Below are 18337 nucleotides of genomic sequence, written 5' to 3'. Positions count from 1 at the left end.
ACACTCACGGCGCGAGGGTTTCGAGGGGAATGTGGGGGTCCGCCAGCTTCTCGGTGCTCACCCGGGCACGGCTGCGGATGAGGTGCTGGATCTTGGCTGTGACGTCCCACACGTTCACGTTCATCCCGGCCAGCACCCGGCCCTCCTTCACCCAGAACGCGATGAACTCGCGCTTGCCGGCGTCACCGCGGATCACGACCTGGTCGTAGCTGCCCGGCGGTGCCCAGCCGGAGTACTCCATGCCCAGGTCGTACTGGTCGGAGAAGAAGTAGGGCACGCGGTCGTAGGTCACGTCCTGCTCCAGCATGGAGCGCGCGGCGGCCGGGCCGCCGTTGAGGGCGTTGGCCCAGTGCTCGACGCGCAGCCGGGTGCCGAACAGGGGGTGCGGGAAGGAGACGACGTCCCCGGCCGCGTAGACGTCGGGGTCGGAGGTGCGCAGCCGTGCGTCGACGACGATGCCGCCGCCGTGGGCGCGGTCGGCGATCTCCAGGCCGGCCGTCTCCGCGAGGTGGGTGCGCGGGGCGGCGCCGATCGCGGCCAGGACGTCGTGCGCCGGGTGTTCCTCGCCGTCGTCGGTGCGGGCGGCGAGGACCACGCCGTCCTGGCCCACGATCTCGGTGAGCCGCACGCCGAAGTGGAAGCGGACGCCGTGCTCGCGGTGCAGCTCCGCGAAGAGCTGGCCGAGCTCGGGGCCGAGGACGGCGTGCAGCGGGGTCGCCTCGGGCTCGACGACCGTGACCTCCGCGCCGTACTCGCGGGCGGCCGCCGCGACCTCCAGGCCGATCCAGCCGGCGCCCGCGATCACCAGGTGGCCGTTGTCGCGGCCCAGGTGGGTGAGGACCTGCTTGAGGCGCTCGGCGTGGGACAGGCGCCGCAGGTGGTGCACGCCGGCCAGGTCGGTGCCCGGGACGTCGAGGCGGCGGGGCTCGGCGCCGGTCGCCAGGAGCAGCTTGTCGTAGCGGACGACGGTCCCGTCCTCGCCGAAGCGGACCGTCCTGGCCGCGCGGTCGATGGCGTCGACGGTCTGGCCGAGGTGCAGCTCGATGTCGTGGGCCGCGTACCAGGCGGGCTCGTGCACGAAGACGCTGTCGCGTTCCGCCTTGCCGAGGAGGTAGCCCTTGGACAGCGGCGGGCGCTCGTAGGGGTGGTCCCGTTCGTCGCAGATCAGTATCACGCGGCCGGTGAAGCCCTCCGCCCGGAGCGTCTCGGCCGCCTTGGCGCCGGCCAGTCCGCCGCCGACGATGACGAATGTCTGATCCGCGTCGACCACTTGATGCCTCCTCGTCAGGGTGTCGCCACTTGTGAGCGTCCCGCACGGAGCGTGCTGCGGGAAGGGGGAGTGACCCGATCAGGCCACCCGAGTCATATGCACGGGTCACGTGCTCCGCGGGCCGGTCCTCCCGCGCTGTGCCCTCTCACGCGTGCCCCGTCAGACGGGCGTGAAGCGAACGGGCCGAGGTGTCGGTGAGACAGGCGATCTGGTCGACGACGGCCCGCTTGCGGGCCCGGTCGTCCCGCGCCTGCTCGAAGAGCGCCCGGAACTGCGGGTCGAGGCCGTCGGGGGCGCGGGCGGTGAGCGCCTCGGCCAGTTCGGCGACGACGATCCGCTGGTCGGCGCGCAGCCGCTCCTGCTCGGCGCGCTGTATGACGTAGAGGTCGGCGACGGCCTTGAGGACGGCGCACTCCATGCGGGTCTCGCGCGGCACGACGAGTTCGGCGGCGTAGCGGGTGAGCCGTCCCGTGCCTCCCCCAGTGCCTGAACGGCCTGGGTGGTACCCCCAGGCGGCGCGGGTGGCGGTCTCGGCGGCCAGGCAGAAGCGGCCGATGAGCTGGCTGGTGGCGTCCTTCAGCCGGGCCTGGGCGACGGCGCTGCCGTCGTAGCCGTGCGGCCACCACTCCTGGGCGAGGAGCCGGTCGAGGGCCTCGCTGAGCTCGGCCGGATCGGTGCCGGCGGGCACGTAGCGGCCGAGGGCGGCCTCGAAGACGTCCCGGCGCTCGGGCTCGGCGTGCAGCCGGCCCGGGTCGATGTGGCCGGCGTGCAGGCCGTCCTCCACGTCGTGCACCGAGTAGGCGACGTCGTCGGACCAGTCCATGACCTGGGCCTCGAAGCAGGTGCGGGCGCCGGGGGCCTCCTTGCGGAGCCAGTCGAAGACGGGGCGGTCGTCGTCGTAGACACCGAACTTCGGCGAGGCCGGGTCGGTGGGGTGGGCGCCGCGGGGCCAGGGGTACTTGGTGGCGGCGTCGAGGGTGGCGCGGGTGAGGTTGAGGCCGACGGAGCCCTCGGGGGTGAACCGCTTGGGCTCGATGCGCGTGAGGAGCCGGAGGGACTGGGCGTTGCCCTCGAAGCCGCCGCAGTCGGCCGCGAACTCGTTGAGGGCCTGTTCGCCGTTGTGGCCGAAGGGCGGGTGGCCGAGGTCGTGGGAGAGGCAGGCGGCTTCCACGAGGTCGGGGTCGCAGCCGAGGGCCGCGCCCAGCTCACGGCCGACCTGGGCGCATTCCAGGGAGTGGGTGAGGCGGGTGCGGGGGCTGGCGTCCCAGGCCGGGCCCAGGGTGCCGGGCGTCACCACTTGGGTCTTGCCGGCCAGACGCCGGAGGGCCGCGGAGTGCAGGACCCGGGCCCGGTCGCGCTGGAAGGCCGTGCGGCCGGGGTGTTTGTCCGGTTCCGGGGCCCAGCGGTCGACTGACGTGGGGTCGTAGGCCGTGGGGTGCGTCGTGGTGCCTGCCATGGGTCGACAGTACGGGCACGGGGGTGCTGCGTGCCTGAGCGTCCGCCGGGTTCCGCGGTGTGGCGCGCGCGGGTTCACGGTGGCTCGTCGCGCGGTTCTCCGCGCCCCTGAGGGACGTGCCGGCACGTGCCGTTCTCAGGCTGGGGCCAGTTCCCCGACGGCCGGCCTCGCCAAGGCCTCCTCGTAGCGGTGCAGCAGGAGGCGGGCCATCGCCGGGTGGGTGCCCAGGGGCTCCGCCGTGATCCACGGGGCCGCCTGGGCGCACTCCGTGGCGAAGCGGCCGGGGGCGGTGAAGTAGGAGGCCAGGGCGATGTGCCGGCGGCCCCTGGCCAGGAGGGTGCGCACCGCGTCCGGGACCGTGGGGCTCGCGGCGGAGGCGTAGGCGGGCAGGACGGGGACGCCCAGGCGGGCCGCGAGGAGATGGGCCGTGCGGGCGGTGTCGGTCTTCGCGTCCGGGTCGCGGGAGCCGGCGGCGGCGAGGACGACGGCGCTGGTGCGGCGGGGCGTCCTGCCCCAGCCGGCCTCCGTCAGACGGGCCTGGAGGGTGTCCACCAGGAGGGGGTGGGGGCCGAGGGGGACCGCCAGGTGCGTGCGGGCCGGGGAGGCCGCGGCCGCCTCGGGGATGTCCTGCTTGACGTGGTGGCCTCGGCTGAGGAGGAGGGGGACGAGGACCGCCTCCGTGTCGCCGAGGGCGGCCAGGGTGTCGGGGAGCAGGGGGGCGTTCAGCTCGATGTGGCCCAGGTGGACCGGGAGGTCGGGGCGCAGGGCGCGGACCCGGTCGAGGAGCGCGGTCACCGTGCTCAGCGCGCGCGGGTCGCGGCTGCCGTGGGCCACGACGACGAGGGCCGGAGCGGGCCGGCGGCGTGCGGCGGACGGCGGGACGGTGCTGGGCTGGCTGGGCATGCCCTCCATGTTCCCGCTGCCGGGTTGCCGACTCGTTGCGGGGGCGTCACAGGTGTTTTCCGGCGGTTCACGAGGGGAGCGGCGGCCGTGTGAGCCCGGCCGGCCCCGGACCTCGGGACGCGGGTGAAGCCGGTCACGGTGCCGCGGGTGAACCGGGAAGCCCGGCCGGGCGTCCCTGAGGGTCGAGGGGCGACCTGGGGAGGGACCGTTTCGATGCGCCGTGTGACGTTGCGCCGGCCGCGGCTGCCGCGTACCCGCCGGGGGCGGCGGCGGCTCGGGCAGGCCGTGATGGCCGGGTGCGTGCTCGCGCTGCTGCCGGCGACCTGGTTGCACCTGGCGGCCGGTGACCGGCTGAGGTCGGCGGCCGAGGTGCCGCGCACCGATGTGGCCGTGGTGTTCGGGGCGGGGCTGTGGGACGGGGAGCCCTCGCCGTATCTCGCGCACCGGCTGGACGCGGCGGCGCGGCTGTACCGGCAGGGGCGGGTGGAGGTCGTGCTGGTCACCGGCGACAACAGCCGTGAGGACTACGACGAGCCGGACGCGATGCGCGCGTACCTCACCCGGCACGGCGTCCCGGACGGGCGGGTCGTCAGCGACTACGCGGGATTCGACACCTGGGACTCGTGCGTGCGCGCGAAGAGGATCTTCGGTGTGGACGAGGCCGTGCTGATCAGCCAGGGCTTCCACATCCGGCGGGCGGTCGCGCTGTGCCAGGCGGCGGGCGTCCGGTCCTACGGCGTCGGCGTGGACGCCGTGCACGACGTGACCTGGTACTACGGCGGCGCCCGGGAGATCCTCGCCGCCGGGAAGGCGGCACTGGACGCGGCGTTCCGGCCGGACCCGCGCTTCCTCGGGCCGCGGGAGCCGGGGGTGCGCAGGGCGCTGGCCGCGGCCGCGCGGACGCCCGGACGGGAGCCGCACCGGCGCTCTCCGTGACGCCCCGGGCCGCCTCACGCGGCCGGGACTACGGCGGGGAGGTTGCCTTCCCGGTGACGTAACAGGAGGCCGCCGCGCACGTAACACGGCCGAAGCACGCTGAACGTCATGCAGAACTCCGCGACGCCCACGCACTGCCCCTACTGCGCCCTGCAGTGCGGGATGAACCTCACGCCCGCGCCCGACGGGACCGTCGAGGTGAGCGAGCGCGCCGACTTCCCGGTCAACCGGGGCGCGCTGTGCGGCAAGGGCCGGACGGCCGCAGCGGTGCTCGCGCGGGACGTCCGGCTGACCTCGCCGCTGGTGCGGGACGAGGGCGGCGCGCTGGTGCCCGCCTCCTGGGACGAGGCGCTGGACCGGATCGCCGCGGGCCTGCGCCGTACGCGGCAGGAGCACGGGCCGGACGCGGTCGGGGTGTTCGGCGGGGGCGGGCTGACGAACGAGAAGGCGTACACCCTCGGCAAGTTCGCCCGGGTCGTGCTCGGCACCTCGCAGATCGACTACAACGGCCGGTTCTGCATGTCGTCGGCGGCAGCCGCCGGCATCAGGGCGTTCGGGCTGGACCGCGGGCTGCCGTTCCCGCTGGAGGACATCCCGACGTCGGGCTGCGTGATCCTCGTCGGCTCCAACCTCGCGGAGACCATGCCGCCGTCGCTGCGGTTCTTCACCGAGCTGAGGGAGAACGGCGGCACGCTGATCGTCGTCGACCCGCGCCGCACCAGGACCGCCGAGCAGGCGGACCTGCACCTCGCGCCCCGGCCCGGCACCGACCTGGCGCTCGCCCTGGGCCTGCTGCACCTGGTGATCGCCGAGGGCCGGGTGGACGAGGAGTACGTCCGGGAGCGCACCACCGGCTGGGAGGAGGCCCGGGCGGCGGCGATGGCGCACTGGCCGGAGTACGTGGAGCGGATCACGGGGGTGTCCGTCCCGCAGCTCCGCGAGGTGGTGCGGCTGTTCTGCGAGCCGGAGTCGGCCATGGTGCTCACCGCGCGCGGGCCCGAGCAGCAGTCCAAGGGCACGGACACCGTCGGCGCCTGGATCAACCTGTGCCTGGCGACCGGCCGGGCGGGCCGCCCCCGGTCCGGGTACGGCTGCCTGACCGGGCAGGGCAACGGGCAGGGCGGGCGTGAACACGGCCAGAAGGCCGACCAGTTGCCCGGCTACCGCAAGCTGGACGATCCGGCGGCCCGGGCCCACGTCGCCGGGGTGTGGGGCGTCGACCCGGACAGCCTGCCGGGGCCGGGGCGCAGCGCGTACGAGCTGCTGGACGCGCTGGGCACGGACATCAGGTCGCTGCTGCTGATGGCGTCCAACCCGGTGGTGTCCGCGCCGCGGGCCGCCCATGTCGAGGAGCGGGTCAGGGCGCTGGACTTCCTCGCCGTGTGCGACGTGGTGCTGTCGGAGACGGCGGAGCTCGCGGACGTCGTGCTGCCGGTCACGCAGTGGGCGGAGGAGACGGGCACGACGACGAACCTGGAGGGCCGCGTGCTGCTGCGCCGCCGGGCGATCACCCCGCCCGACGGCGTCCGCAGCGACCTGGAGGTCCTGCACGAACTCGCCGCCCGCCTGGGGGTGGAGAAGGGCTTCCCGACGGACCCGGAGGAGGTCTTCGAGGAGCTGCGCCGGGCCAGCGCGGGCGGGGCGGCCGACTACTCGGGGATCACCTACCGCAGGCTCGCGGAGGAGGACGGGGTGTTCTGGCCCTGCCCGGCCGTCGAGGAGCCGGTGGACGAGGGCGAGGACGCGCTGCTGGACGCGCTTCCCGACGACCCCGCCCGGGAGGCACCGGGTGCGCACCCGGGCACGCCCCGCCTCTTCCTGGACCGCTTCGCCACGCCCGACGGGCGGGCCCGGTTCGTGCCCGTCTCCCACCGCGCGATCGCCGAGGAACCCGACGACGAGTACCCGGTGCTGCTGACCACCGGGCGGGTCGTCGCGCAGTACCAGTCCGGGGCGCAGACGCGGCGGGTGGCGGAGCTGAACGCCGCCGCGCCCGGGCCGTTCGTGGAGATGCACCCGCGGCTCGCGGCCCGGCTGGGGGCGGCCGAGGGCGATCCCGTCGCCGTGGTGTCGCGGCGGGGCCGGGCCGTGGCGCCCGCGAGGATCACGAACGCCATCCGGCCCGACACCGTGTTCATGCCGTTCCACTGGCCGGGCGAGGGCCGCGCCAACTCCCTCACCAACCCCGCGCTCGACCCGACCTCCCGGATGCCGGAGTTCAAGGCGTGCGCGGTGCGGCTGGAGCGGGCCGGGCGGGGCGGGGTCAGCGGGCGTTGACGGCCGTCCAGGCAGCGGCCACCGCCGCGTGCTCCGCGCTGTCGCCGCCGCAGAGGTCCTCGGCGGCGCTCAGGGTGGCCGCGCGGGCGCGCGCGTAGTCGGTGGAGGACGGGGGAGGTGCGTGAGGGTGGAGAATCGTTCCTGTGACCCTCCCCTTCTTCGTCTACGGCACCCTTCGCCCCGGCGAGGTCAACCACGGCCTGTTCCTGCGCGGCCGCACCAGCTCCGAGGAACCGGGCCGGCTCACGGGGGCGGTGCTGTACGACGGCCCGGGCTACCCCTACGCGGTCGAGGAGCCGGGCGGCGGCACGGTCGGCGGCGAGCTGGTGACCGCGCTGCCGGAGGCGTACGCCGGGCTGCTCGCGGAGCTGGACCGGCTGGAGGAGTACGTGCCGGGTGATCCGCGCAGCCTGTACCTGCGCGTGGAGCGGCAGGTCGTGCGGGAGACGGACGGGGCGCCGGTGCGGGCCTGGGTGTACGTGGCGGGCCCGGAGGCGGCGGCGCGCCTGCGGGCCCGGGGGCGGCGGATCGAGGGCGGGCGGTGGCGGGCGCGGGGGTGACGCGGCGGGGTTCACTTGAGAGAGCCTCGCTTGAGGGGGCTCGCCGCCCCGCGGCCGGGTCAGACGGCGTACGGCCGCCTGATCCTGGCCTCCCGCAACGCCCTTCCCCACCACACCAGTTGGTCCAGCATGGTCTTCGCGGCCGCGTCCGGGCCGGAGGGGTCCTTGAGGGCGCCGCGGTCGTCGAAGGACGCGCCCGCGTTGTGGAAGGAGACGGTGTCGCGGACCGTCACGGCGTGCAGTTCGGCGAAGACCTGGCGGAGGTGCTCCACGGCACGCAGACCCCCGGCCAGTCCGCCGTAGGAGACGAGGGCGACGGGCTTGGCCCGCCACTCGCCGTAGTGCCAGTCGACGAGGTTCTTCAGGCCGGCCGGGAACGAGTGGTTGTACTCGGGCGTGAGGACCACGAAGGCGTCCGCGCGCTCCAGTCCGGGGGTGACGCCGGCGAGCGCGGCGGTCGCCTCGGGCGTCGGTTCGAGGGACGTCGGCAGCGCGGCCCCGGCGACGTCCACGACGTCGGTGACCAGGTCGTCCCGCTCCCGGAGGCGGCCGAGGAGCCAGTCGGCCACGATCGGGCCGAAGCGGCCGTGGCGGTTGCTGCCGACGACGAGGGTCACGCGCAGGGGGCCGGCCGGCCCGGCGGTGGTGGTGGCGTCGGCGTCGATGGGGTCGATGGCGTCGGAGATGGTGCTCTCAGTGGTGGTGTCCATGCGCCACAGCCTCGTACCTCGACCTTGCTTGAGGTCAAGCCCGGCCACCCGCACCGAAGTCACCCGTTCACACCCGCCCCGCGCACTTTTCCGCACCCCGCCCGTCCCGCGCCCGTGACCTGCCGAAACGCCACTGACGGACCGTCGGATCCGTCCGTGTCCGACACTCGTTCACCCCAATTCTGACGCTCCATCAGCAAGCGCGCTGGCCGCGCTGACCGTTACCTCGGAAGGGCAGGTGCACGACCGACCAGCGCGAAGGAGCCGTACACAGCGATCAAGTCGCGTTTCCCAATGAGCGGTCGAGTCGTCGCGGGGCCCGCGGCGGCCAAGCTCCTTGAGCCATCAGACGGCTCCCCTATGCCAGCCATACCCCGGGCCCCTGGGTGACCCAACCCTACGAATGGCCCGATCAACCCGAACAGAAAGGTGGGGCACGGATGCGACGTACCGCCCGGCCGCTGACCGGCACCGTGCTCGCCGTCGCCGCCGCGGCCCTCGCCGCCGCTCCCGCGCACGGCGCACGGGCCGGTGACCTGGAGGTGTCCCCGGCCCAGGTCGTGCCCGGCGGACAGGTCACGGTACGTACGGCGGCCTGCGGTGACGCCGGTACTGCGACGGGTGACGCCGGCGCGGTCGGGGCCGGGTCCCTCAGCCTGACGCGGGGCTCGGGGGAACCGGGGGCCAGCGGGCGGTTCAGAGTGCCGCCGAGCGCGCAGCCGGGCACGTACGAGATCACCGCGAGATGCGGCGGAAGCGGCCCGGAGATCACCGGTGAGCTGGTGGTGACGCTGACTCCGGCGCGCGAGCAGGTGTTTCCGCGCGGGAGTGTGAAGACGGGGGTCGGTGGCGCTCTGGGCCCCGATCCCGTACGGACCGCGGCCGGCGTGGCGGCCCTCGCCGTCGCCGCCGCGGGCGGTACCTGGCTCCTGCATCGCCGGGCGAGAGGCGACGGGATCTGACGGACACCCTCCGCTGTCCGTCGCCGGTACCGCATGTCCCCCTCCCCCTCCGGGTCCCACGCCCCTCGCGGCCCGGAGGGGGAGCGCGGGGCGGTACCCGGGGGGCGGTGCCGGGAGCCGGGTCGGTGAACGGTGCCCGGGGTCGGGTTCGGGACCGGATCGGGTCCGGGATCAGGTCGGTCCGGGATCAGGTCGGGACCGGGTCGGGATCGGTATCAGGTCGGGATCGGGAAAGGGTCGGTCATGTGCGGGTTCCCGGGGTACGGCAGCCGGTTCGGCCGTCCGGCCGAGGCGGCCATGGCGGCCCTGACGGTGTTCGCCCTGTGCTCGGGGACGTGGCTGCTGCGCGACGGCGCCGCGCCGCACGCCCCGCCGCAGCCGTCCGCCGCGCAGGCCAGCGCCGGGCTGGACGGCCGGGCGGGCCGGACCGACCGCGGGGCCGTGCCGGCGCTGCCGCCCTCACCGCCGCTCCGCATCCGCATCCCCGCGATCCGGGTGGACGCGCCCCTGACCGGACTCGGCCTGACGAGCACCGGCAGCATCGACGCACCGCCCGCCGGACGCAAGAACCTCGCCGGCTGGTACGAGGCCGGCACCATCCCCGGCGAGCGGGGCACCGCGATCGTCGCCGGCCACGTCGACGACGCCGACGGCCCCGCCGTCTTCTACGACCTCGGCGCGCTCGCCCGGGGCAGCACGATCGAGGTGGACCGGCGGGACGGCGGCGTCGCGGTGTTCACCGTGGACGCCGTCGAGGCGTACCCGGCGGAGGACTTCCCCGACGAGAAGGTCTACGGCGCAGCCCGCCGCCCCGAACTGCGGGTCATCACCTGCGGCGGCGGCTGGTCACCCGCCACCGGCTACCGGGGGAACGTCGTCGTCTTCGCGCACCTCACCGGCAGCCGCTGAGCCGACCGGCACATGGGCCCTGCCCCAGGCCCCCAGCGGCTCCAGGGCCTCGTTCAGGGACGCGCCCCGGGCCGTCAGCGAGTACTCCACCCGCGGCGGCACCTCGTCGTACGCCTCGCGGTGGACCAGCCCGTCGGCCTCCATCCGGCGCAGATGGGAGGCGAGCACCCTCTCGGTGATCCCCGGCAGCTCCCGCCGCAGCTCCCCGAAGCGGCCGGGCCGCTCGTTCAGCGCCCAGAGGATCAGCACCTTCCACTTGCCGCCGATCACGTCCATCGCGGCGTCGATGCCGCAGACGTACGCCCCCGGCCGCCGTCCCGTCATCCCCATGCCGTCCGCCCTCCTTCCCCCTGCACCCTTCCCTGTGGCCCGGACGGCGGGATCATGGCCGTACCGCCGATGATCGGGGCGCCGGACTCGGGCGGCTACGTCTTCTGCAGCGGCTCCCGCGAGCTGTTCGAGGAGCACCGCGCCACCCTCGCCGTCCCGGCCGGCACCCGGTACGTCGGGACCGACCCGGGGTTCGCCGCGCTGCACGACGTCGCCCTGCTGAGTTCGAGGAGCACCGCGCCACCCTCGGCGTCCCGGCCGGCACCCGGTACGTCGGGACCGACCCGGGGTTCGCCGCGCTGCACGACGTCGCCCTGCTGAGCGCGATGAACGGCATGTTCGCCGGTGTGGCGCACGCCTTCGCGCCGATCCGCCCGGAGGACGTCGCGCCGGAGGACTTCGCGCCGCTGCTCGCCGAGTGGCTGACCGCGATGGCGCACACCGTGGCCGAGACAGCCGGCCGGCTGCGCGGCGGCGACCTCACCGGGAACGTCGTCTCCAGCCTGGCCACGCAGGCGGCGGGCATCCCCACGTGCCTGCGCACCGCCGAGGAGCAGCGCGTCAGCCCCGAGCTGCCGGCGCCGTACCTGGAGCTGATGGCCAGGCGCGTGGCGCAGGGCCACGGGGACGAGGACGGGGCGGGACTGATCGGGCTGCTGGACCGGCGGCGGAGCGCGTAGGGGGTCCGCCGCCGGGGGCCCGCGCCAGGACTCCCGGTCCTCTCACGCCCCCCGTCCCCGCACGTCAGGAACCCTCACACCCCTCCCCCGCCTCCGCTGAGGGCAGCGTTCCCCGTGGGAAACAGAGGTGATGCCGCCGGGTAACACCGGCACCGCACGCTCGGGGGCATGACCTCGAACGAGCGTGTGGTGGTGATCGGCACGGGCCTCGCGGGCGTACGGCTCGCCCGGCGGCTCGGTGAGCTCGGCACGCCCGCGACGCTGATCGGCGAGGAGGAGCACCGGCCCTACAACCGGGTGCTGCTCGCCGAGGTGCTGGCCGGGCGCTACAGCCCCGAGGTGATCGCCCTGCCCGCACCCGCCGAGGTGCGGCGCGCCCGGGTCACCGGGATCGACCGCGCGGCGCGGACCGTCGCCTGCGCGGACGGATCGTTGATCGCGTACGACCGGCTCGTCCTGGCGACCGGGTCCAACCCCGTGCTGCCGCCGCTGCGCGGCCTGTTCACCGCCGACCGCGAACTGCCCGAGGGCGTCCACGCGTTCCGCACCATGGACGACTGCCTGGGCCTGTCCAAGGCGGTCCGGCCGGGTGTGCGGACGGTCGTCGTCGGCGGGGGGCTGCTCGGGGTCTCCGCGGCCCGGGCGCTCGCCCTGCGCGGCGCCCAGGTGGTGCTCGCCCAGCAGTCCGAGCGGCTGATGGAGCGCCAGCTCGACCCGGCCGCGTCCGGGCTCGTGCGGCGGCATCTGACCGGACTGGGCGTCGAGGTGCACACCGAGTGCCGGGTCCGGGACGTGCGCTGCGTCGGCGGCGCGGTCCGCAGCGTGGAGATGGCCGACGGGTACGCCCTCGACGCCGACCTCGTGGTCGTCGCCTGCGGGGTCCACCCCCGGGCCGCTCTCGCCCGGGCCGCCGGCCTCGACGTGCGCAGGGGCGTCGTCGTCGACGACGAGCTGCGCACCTCGGACCCGTACATCCACGCGATCGGCGACTGCGCCCAGCACGACGGCGTCCTCTACGGCCTCGCCGCCCCCGCGCTCGAACAGGCCGACGCGCTCGCCGGGCTGCTGGCCGGCGACCCCGCCGCCCGCTACACCGGCACCCGCTCCCTGACCCGGCTCACCCTGAACGGGCACGACAGCCCCTTCGACCTCGCCGCGTTCGGCGAGACCGAGGCGCTCCCGGGCGACGACGTCGTCCAGCTCGCCGACGCCACCCGCGGCACCTACCGCAAGGTCGTCGTCCGCGACGACCGCCTGGTCGGCGGGGTCCTCGTCGGCGAACTCGGCACCGTCGGCGCGCTCGCCCGCGCCTGGGAGGGAGCAGAGCCGCTCCCCTCCGACGGCGGCCCGCTGCTCCACCTGCTCACCAACGACGGAGGCTTCTGATGACGGCCACCCCGGGGGCGACCCCCACGATCGTGCTCGTCGGCCACGGCATGGTCGGCCAGCGCTTCCTCGAAGCGCTCGCCGAGCGCGGCCTGACCGCCACGCACCGCGTGGTCGTGCTCTGCGAGGAGCCGCGCCCGGCCTACGACCGCGTGGCGCTCACCTCGTACTTCTCGGGGAAGACGCCCGAGGACCTGTCCATGACGGACCCGCGGTTCATCGAGGAGCACGGCATCGAGCTGCGCGTCGGCGATCCGGCGGTCTCCGTGGACCGCGAGGCCCGCCAGGTCACGGCCCGCTCCGGCGCGGTCTTCGGCTACGACGTGCTCGTCCTGGCGACCGGCTCCTACCCGTTCGTGCCGCCGGTCCCCCACAAGGACGCCGAGGGCTGCTTCGTCTACCGCACGATCGAGGACCTGCTCGCGATCGAGGCGTACGCGCGGAGCAGGGCCCGGGTGGGTGCCGTGGTCGGCGGCGGTCTGCTCGGTCTCGAGGCCGCGGGCGCGCTGAAGGGGCTCGGACTCGACGCGCACATCGTGGAGTTCGCGCCCCGGCTGATGCCCGTGCAGGTGGACGAGGGCGGCGGCGCGGCGCTGCTGCGCACCATCGAGGAGATGGGCCTGCGCGTCCACACCGGGGTGGGCACGCAGGAGGTCGTGGTCGGCGAGGACGGCGCCGTCACCGGCATGAGGCTGTCCGACGGCTCCGAACTCGCCACCGACATGGTGGTGTTCAGCGCCGGTGTCCGGCCGCGCGACCAGCTGGCCCGCGACTGCGGCCTGACCGTCGGCGAGCGCGGCGGCATCACCGTCGACGAGCAGTGCCGCACGGTCGCCGACCCGCACGTGTTCGCCATCGGCGAGTGCGCGCTGGCCGCCGACGGCCGGGTGTACGGCCTGGTGGCACCCGGCTACGAGCAGGCGGAGACCGCCGCCGCGACGATCGCCGCCGACGAGGCGTCCTTCACCGGCGCCGACCTGTCCACCAAGCTGAAGCTGCTCGGCGTGGACGTGGCGTCCTTCGGCGACGCGCACGGCGCCGCCGAGGACTGCCTCGACGTCGTCTACTCCGACTCCCGCGCGGGCCTGTACAAGAAGCTGGTCATCGGCCGCGACGGCACGCTGCTCGGCGGCATCCTGGTCGGCGACGCGGAGGCGTACGGCACGCTGAAGGCGTTCACCGGCTCCGTCCCGCCGGTCTCGCCGGAGTCGCTGGTGCTGCCCGCCGGTGCCGGCGCCCCGGCGCAGCTCGGCCCGGCCGCGCTGCCGGACGACGCGATCATCTGCTCCTGCAACAACGTCACCAAGGGCACGATCCGCGGCGCGGTCACCGAGCACCGGTGCACCACCGTGCCCGAGGTGAAGAAGTGCACCAAGGCCGGTACCACCTGCGGCAGTTGCGTGAAGGTGCTGGGCCAGCTGGTCACCGCCGAGCTGGAGGCGTCCGGCGTCGAGGTCGACAAGGGCCTGTGCGGCTGCTTCTCCCAGACCCGCGAGGAGCTGTACGAGATCGTCCTGGCGCTGCGCCTCACCTCCTACCAGGACCTGCTGGACCGCTACGGCCGCGGGGAGGCCCGGGGGGGCGACGGCTGCGAGGTCTGCAAGCCCACCGTCGGCTCGATCATCGCCTCCCTCGCTCCGACGATCGGCGCGAGCGGCTACGTCCTGGACGGCGAGCAGGCCGCCCTGCAGGACACCAACGACCACTTCCTGGCCAACCTGCAGAAGAACGGCTCGTACTCGGTCGTGCCGCGCATCCCCGGCGGCGAGATCGCCCCGGAGAAGCTGATCGTGATCGGCGAGATCGCCCGCGACTTCGGCCTCTACACGAAGATCACCGGCGGTCAGCGGATCGACATGTTCGGCGCCCGCGTCGAGCAACTGCCCCTGATCTGGGCCCGCCTGGTCGACGCCGGCTTCGAGTCGGGCCACGCCTACGGCAAGTCGCTGCGCACGGTGAAGTCCTGCGTCGGCTCCACCTGGTGCCGCTACGGCGTGCAGGACTCCGTGAGGATGGCGATCGACCTGGAGCTGCGCTACCGCGGCCTGCGCTCCCCGCACAAGCTCAAGTCGGCGGTCTCGGGCTGCCAGCGCGAGTGCGCCGAGGCCCAGTCGAAGGACTTCGGCGTGATCGCCACGGCGGGCGGCTGGAACCTCTACGTCGGCGGCAACGGCGGCGCCACCCCGCGCCACGCCGACCTGCTCGCGCAGGACCTGTCGGACGCCGAACTGGTCCGGCTGATCGACCGGTTCCTGATGTTCTACATCCGCACGGCCGACCGCCTGGAGCGCACCTCGACCTGGCTGGAGCGGATCCCGGGCGGCCTGGATCACGTGCGGGACGTCGTCGTGCACGACTCGCTCGGCATCTGCGACGAGCTGGAGCAGCTCATGCGGGCCCATGTCGCGCACTACCGCGACGAGTGGTCCGAGACGATCAACGACCCCGAGAAGCTCGCCCGGTTCGTGTCCTTCGTGAACGCGCCGGACACGCCGGACCCCGTCGTCGCGTTCGTGCCCGAGCGCGACCAGATGAAGCCCGACCTGCCGCTGCTGTCCATCGGTACGCGGGCCGCCGACGTTCTGGAAGGAAGCACCCAGCGATGACCCTGGCACCCGAGACCACCGGCCTGAAGGTCCAGCTCGCCCTGGACGGCGACTGGTTCACGGTCTGTGACCTGAGCGCCCTGCTCCCGGGCCGCGGGGTGGCGGCACTGCTGCCGGACGGCCGCCAGGCCGCGGTCTTCCGCGACCGCACGGGCGAGCTGTACGCCATCGACAACCGCGACCCGTTCACCGGCGCGGCCGTCCTCTCCCGCGGCCTGACGGGCACCCACCGGGGCCGCCCCTTCGTCGCCTCCCCCCTGCTCAAGCAGCGTTTCGACCTGGCCTCCGGGCAGTGCCTGGACGACGAGGCGGTGCGGGTGCCGGCGTACGAGGTGCGGACCTCGTACGTTCCCGCGTAGGGGCGAGGGGCGGGGCCCCGCGTTCATCGGGGCGCCGCCGGTCCGAAGGCGGCTGCGGAGCCGGAGGCGCGTCCCTGTCGTCACCGGTGGCGGGGGGGGGCGGGCGGCGGGCGCGGCCACCGCGCGGGAGGCGCCGCGGGGGGCCGCCCCGCGGGGCCCACCGGGCCCGGCCCCCGCCCCCCCCCCCCCCGGGCGGGGGGGGCCCGCGCCGCCCCCCGGGGGGGTTGCCGTGTGCGGCGGGCGCCCCGCCACTGCGGCGTCTCCGGGCCGGGTCGGCCCGGACGGCATCCCACGGGCGCCGTACCGCCCGCGGCCCCGCCGTCGGCAGATGTCGCCGCCCTCCGGCCACGGGGTGTCCACACCCCGTCAACCCGGCTGCTCTAGCGTCGCGTTCCGCCTCCCCTGTGCACGACCCCGCCGTCGACCGGCGGCGGGCCCGTACGGCACCTCTTGGAGTGAGAGTGGAACGTCGCAGCCTTCTGCGCGCGGCCGTCCTCGGCGGTGCGTCCGCCGCGCTGGGCGGAACCCTGTGGCGCGGCGCCGCGTACGCGGCTCCCGCCCAGCCCGGCACGGGCCCCTACGGGCCGCTGGGCTCCCCGGACGCCAACGGCATCAGACTCCCCGCCGGCTTCACGAGCCGGGTGATCGCCCGCTCGGGCCAGCGGGTCGCGGGCACGTCGTACAGCTGGCACAACGCCCCGGACGGCGGCGCCTGTTACGCCGACGGAACGGGCTGGATCTACGTCTCCAACTCCGAGATCAACCCCTCGGGCGGCGCGAGCGCGGTGGCGTTCTCCTCGACGGGCGCGATCACGGGCGCGTACCGCATCCTGTCGGGCACGCGGCAGAACTGCGCGGGCGGGAAGACGCCGTGGAACACCTGGCTGTCCTGCGAGGAGGTGGACCGGGGCTACGTCTACGAGACGGATCCCTGGGGCGTGAAGCCGGCGGTGCGCCGGGACGCGATGGGCCGCTTCAAGCACGAGGCGGCGGCGGCCGACCCGGTCCGCGGGGTCGTGTACCTCACGGAGGACGTGTCGGACGGCTGCTTCTACCGCTTCCGCCCGACGACCTGGGGCGATCTGTCCGCCGGGACGCTGGAGGTCCTGGTGGCGGGCAGCGCCACGAGCGGGCCGGTCACCTGGGCCCGGGTGCCCGACCCGACCGGCGCGACGGCGACCCGCAACCAGGTCGCGGGCGCCAAGCGCTTCAACGGCGGCGAAGGCTGCTACTACGCGAACGGCACCTGCTGGTTCACCACCAAGGGCGACAACCGCGTCTGGCAGTACGACGCGGCGGCCCAGACGATCGAACTCGCCTACGACGACTCCCTGGTGACCGGCGGCACGGCCCCGCTCACGGGCGTGGACAACGTCACCGGCGCGGCCTCCGGCGACCTGTTCGTCGCCGAGGACGGCGGCACCATGGACATCTGCGTCATCACCCCGGACGACGTCGTGGCGCCCTTCCTCCGCGTCGACGGCCAGTCCGGCTCGGAGATCACCGGCCCGGCCTTCTCCCCGGACGGCACCCGCCTGTACTTCTCCAGCCAGCGCGGCACCAGCGGCAGTTCCTCGGGCGGCATCACGTACGAGGTGAAGGGGCCGTTCCGCTCGTAGCCCGCCCCTGCCGCCTTCACCCGATCATCACAAGTTGGTCACCTCTCCCCCACCGGGGGCCGCCCGGTCCTACGGTCATCCCCTCGCACACCCTCGGGGGGATGACCATGGCGAATCCGTACGCCGGCCCGCACGACAGCCCCGGTTCCGCACCGCAGCCGGGCCGGCCCGCGCCCCGCTGGGCCCGCAAGCGCTACCTGCTGCCCGCGCTGGGCCTGGCACTGGTCCTCGGCGTCGGGATCGGCGCCGGCGGCGGGGACACCGCGGCCGGTGCGAAGCCCGCCGCCGCCGCGCCGCGGCCCACCGTCACGGTCACCGCGACCACCACGGCGACCGCGACACCGCGCGCCGCGAAGCCGGCGCCCGCGCCCACCGTCACCACCACGAAGACCGTCGAGGTCACCCCCACGGTCACGGTCCGGCCGGCCGCCGGCGGCGGCTCGGGCGCCGGCGGGCCGGACGGAGACGGTGGCGCCGACGTGTACTACGCCAACTGCACCGCCGTCCGTGCCGCCGGCGCCGCTCCCATCCACCGGGGTGAACCGGGGTACGCCTCCCACCTGGACCGCGACGGCGACGGGGTGGCGTGCGACACCTGAGCCGGGCCTGCCGGTGACCTTCGGCGGGCCCGGCCGTTCCACCGTTCAGACAGCCCGGAAGGACTGTCCCGTCGACGGAAGGAACACCACGTGGACACGACCGTGCCCGCCCCGACCGCTCCCGGCCTGCTGCCGCGCGCCGAGTGGGTCAAGACGCTGCCGCAGACCATCGTCGCGTCCTGCGTCCTGCTCCTCGACACCGAGGACCGGATCCTGCTGCTGCGCTACTCGGGGGGCCGTCCCGGCGCGGGCCTGTGGGGGCTGCCGGGCGGCATGCTCGACGACGGTGAGGACCCGGTCGCGGCCGCGCGCCGGGAGGTGTGCGAGGAGACCGGGATCGTGCTCGCGCACCCGCTCCGCCTCATCGGGTACGACCACCGGGCCGACGTGAAGGAGACGGGCCCGGTGATCGACTTCTACTTCTTCGGCGGCCGCCTCCCGGACGGGCTGACCGTCCGGCGCAGCGCCGAGCACGACGAGGACGGCCTGTTCGCCCTCGCCGACCTGGCGCCGGCGCGGCTGTCGACCCCGCTGCACACGCTCACCACCCTGCACCGGGCCGCCCTCACCGGCGCCGTCGTGTGCCTGCGGGAAGGACGGCCCCAGTGACCGCGTTCCGCCGAACCCAGGGCGCGGGCAGCAGGTCCGCGGCCCGCACCCGGTCCTGATGGAGCAGGACGTCGAAGCAGCGGCCCAGCGCGTTGTCGTAGTCGTTGCGCGGCTCCGGGTAGGCGGTGCCGACGCTGCGCGGGGCCGGGCCCCGGCCGGCCAGTGC

At 74.9% G+C, this 18337-nt stretch carries 17 protein-coding genes and 1 pseudogene; 12 read left to right on the top strand and 6 right to left on the bottom strand.

Annotation, left to right across the window (positions count from 1 at the left end):
• Positions 1-4 precede the first annotated feature (4 nt).
• The 3 genes from ACFW6P_RS00445 to ACFW6P_RS00435 all read right to left on the bottom strand — a co-directional run bounded on the left by ACFW6P_RS00445 (position 5) and on the right by ACFW6P_RS00435 (position 3629).
• Positions 5-1270: an NAD(P)/FAD-dependent oxidoreductase gene (locus ACFW6P_RS00445; protein ID WP_386350165.1), complete on the bottom strand. Its 1266-nt coding sequence runs from the start codon at positions 1268-1270 to the stop codon at positions 5-7.
• Between the two features lie 145 nt (positions 1271-1415).
• Complete coding sequence (locus ACFW6P_RS00440; RefSeq protein ID WP_386350164.1) at positions 1416-2726, bottom strand: deoxyguanosinetriphosphate triphosphohydrolase; 1311 nt, start codon at positions 2724-2726, stop codon at positions 1416-1418.
• 135 nt (positions 2727-2861) lie between these two features.
• Positions 2862-3629 carry a sirohydrochlorin chelatase gene (locus tag ACFW6P_RS00435; protein WP_386350161.1) on the bottom strand — a complete coding sequence of 256 codons (768 nt, stop codon included), beginning with the start codon at positions 3627-3629 and terminating at the stop codon, positions 2862-2864.
• 213 nt (positions 3630-3842) lie between these two features.
• On the opposite strand from ACFW6P_RS00435, the gene ACFW6P_RS00430 reads away from it, so the two are divergent.
• Together ACFW6P_RS00430 and ACFW6P_RS00425 are read left to right on the top strand one after the other, a co-directional pair.
• Positions 3843-4565 (top strand): vancomycin high temperature exclusion protein, encoded by a 723-nt coding sequence (locus ACFW6P_RS00430; RefSeq protein WP_386350158.1) that lies wholly within the window; start codon positions 3843-3845, stop codon positions 4563-4565.
• Between the two features lie 108 nt (positions 4566-4673).
• The gene (locus tag ACFW6P_RS00425; RefSeq protein WP_386350155.1) at positions 4674-6842 is read left to right on the top strand and encodes a molybdopterin oxidoreductase family protein; all 2169 of its coding nucleotides are present in this window, start codon (positions 4674-4676) and stop codon (positions 6840-6842) included.
• Here the strand turns inward: ACFW6P_RS00425 and ACFW6P_RS00420 are convergent.
• Positions 6829-6915, bottom strand: coding sequence for a hypothetical protein (locus ACFW6P_RS00420; RefSeq protein WP_386350355.1), 87 nt, complete (start codon positions 6913-6915; stop codon positions 6829-6831). The two genes, ACFW6P_RS00425 and ACFW6P_RS00420, sit on opposite strands and share 14 nt — an antisense overlap.
• A gap of 70 nt (positions 6916-6985) precedes the next feature.
• Here ACFW6P_RS00420 and ACFW6P_RS00415 point away from each other — a divergent pair, with 70 nt between their 5' ends.
• Complete coding sequence (locus tag ACFW6P_RS00415; protein WP_386350152.1) at positions 6986-7402, top strand: gamma-glutamylcyclotransferase family protein; 417 nt, start codon at positions 6986-6988, stop codon at positions 7400-7402.
• Between the two features lie 59 nt (positions 7403-7461).
• Here the strand turns inward: ACFW6P_RS00415 and ACFW6P_RS00410 are convergent, their stop codons facing one another.
• Complete coding sequence (locus ACFW6P_RS00410) at positions 7462-8112, bottom strand: NADPH-dependent FMN reductase (protein ID WP_386350149.1); 651 nt, start codon at positions 8110-8112, stop codon at positions 7462-7464.
• Positions 8113-8552: 440 nt separating this feature from the next.
• Here ACFW6P_RS00410 and ACFW6P_RS00405 point away from each other — a divergent pair, with 440 nt between their 5' ends.
• The gene (locus tag ACFW6P_RS00405; RefSeq protein WP_386350146.1) at positions 8553-9074 is read left to right on the top strand and encodes a hypothetical protein; all 522 of its coding nucleotides are present in this window, start codon (positions 8553-8555) and stop codon (positions 9072-9074) included.
• Positions 9075-9317: 243 nt separating this feature from the next.
• Positions 9318-9983 (top strand): class F sortase, encoded by a 666-nt coding sequence (locus ACFW6P_RS00400; RefSeq protein ID WP_386350143.1) that lies wholly within the window; start codon positions 9318-9320, stop codon positions 9981-9983.
• On the opposite strand, the gene ACFW6P_RS00395 is transcribed toward ACFW6P_RS00400, so the two are convergent.
• Positions 9921-10313 (bottom strand): winged helix-turn-helix transcriptional regulator, encoded by a 393-nt coding sequence (locus ACFW6P_RS00395; RefSeq protein ID WP_386350140.1) that lies wholly within the window; start codon positions 10311-10313, stop codon positions 9921-9923. The genes ACFW6P_RS00400 and ACFW6P_RS00395 overlap by 63 nt on opposite strands.
• A 42-nt stretch (positions 10314-10355) precedes the next feature.
• Between ACFW6P_RS00395 and ACFW6P_RS00390 the strand changes: the two are divergent.
• The 7 genes and pseudogenes from ACFW6P_RS00390 to ACFW6P_RS00360 form a co-directional block, all read left to right on the top strand.
• Positions 10356-10993 (top strand): annotated as a pseudogene (locus ACFW6P_RS00390) (hypothetical protein); the annotation flags it as partial.
• A gap of 168 nt (positions 10994-11161) precedes the next feature.
• The gene (locus tag ACFW6P_RS00385; protein ID WP_386350137.1) at positions 11162-12379 is read left to right on the top strand and encodes an NAD(P)/FAD-dependent oxidoreductase; all 1218 of its coding nucleotides are present in this window, start codon (positions 11162-11164) and stop codon (positions 12377-12379) included.
• The gene (gene nirB / locus ACFW6P_RS00380) at positions 12379-14985 is read left to right on the top strand and encodes a nitrite reductase large subunit NirB (protein ID WP_386350134.1); all 2607 of its coding nucleotides are present in this window, start codon (positions 12379-12381) and stop codon (positions 14983-14985) included. The genes ACFW6P_RS00385 and nirB overlap by 1 nt, the downstream gene beginning before the upstream one ends.
• Positions 14982-15344, top strand: coding sequence for a nitrite reductase small subunit NirD (nirD, locus tag ACFW6P_RS00375; protein WP_386350131.1), 363 nt, complete (start codon positions 14982-14984; stop codon positions 15342-15344). Before nirB ends, nirD begins: the two co-directional genes overlap by 4 nt.
• Before the next feature lie 461 nt (positions 15345-15805).
• Positions 15806-16963 (top strand): alkaline phosphatase PhoX, encoded by a 1158-nt coding sequence (locus tag ACFW6P_RS00370; RefSeq protein WP_386350128.1) that lies wholly within the window; start codon positions 15806-15808, stop codon positions 16961-16963.
• Positions 16964-17070: 107 nt separating this feature from the next.
• Complete coding sequence (locus ACFW6P_RS00365) at positions 17071-17562, top strand: excalibur calcium-binding domain-containing protein (RefSeq protein ID WP_386422595.1); 492 nt, start codon at positions 17071-17073, stop codon at positions 17560-17562.
• 90 nt (positions 17563-17652) lie between these two features.
• Positions 17653-18171 carry an NUDIX hydrolase gene (locus tag ACFW6P_RS00360; protein WP_386350125.1) on the top strand — a complete coding sequence of 173 codons (519 nt, stop codon included), beginning with the start codon at positions 17653-17655 and terminating at the stop codon, positions 18169-18171.
• Positions 18172-18337 lie beyond the last annotated feature (166 nt).

It is taken from the genome of Streptomyces sp. NPDC058741, assembly GCF_042746715.1.
Classification (GTDB): Bacteria; Actinomycetota; Actinomycetes; order Streptomycetales; family Streptomycetaceae; genus Streptomyces.
This window is presented reverse-complemented; position numbering and strand designations above follow the sequence as displayed.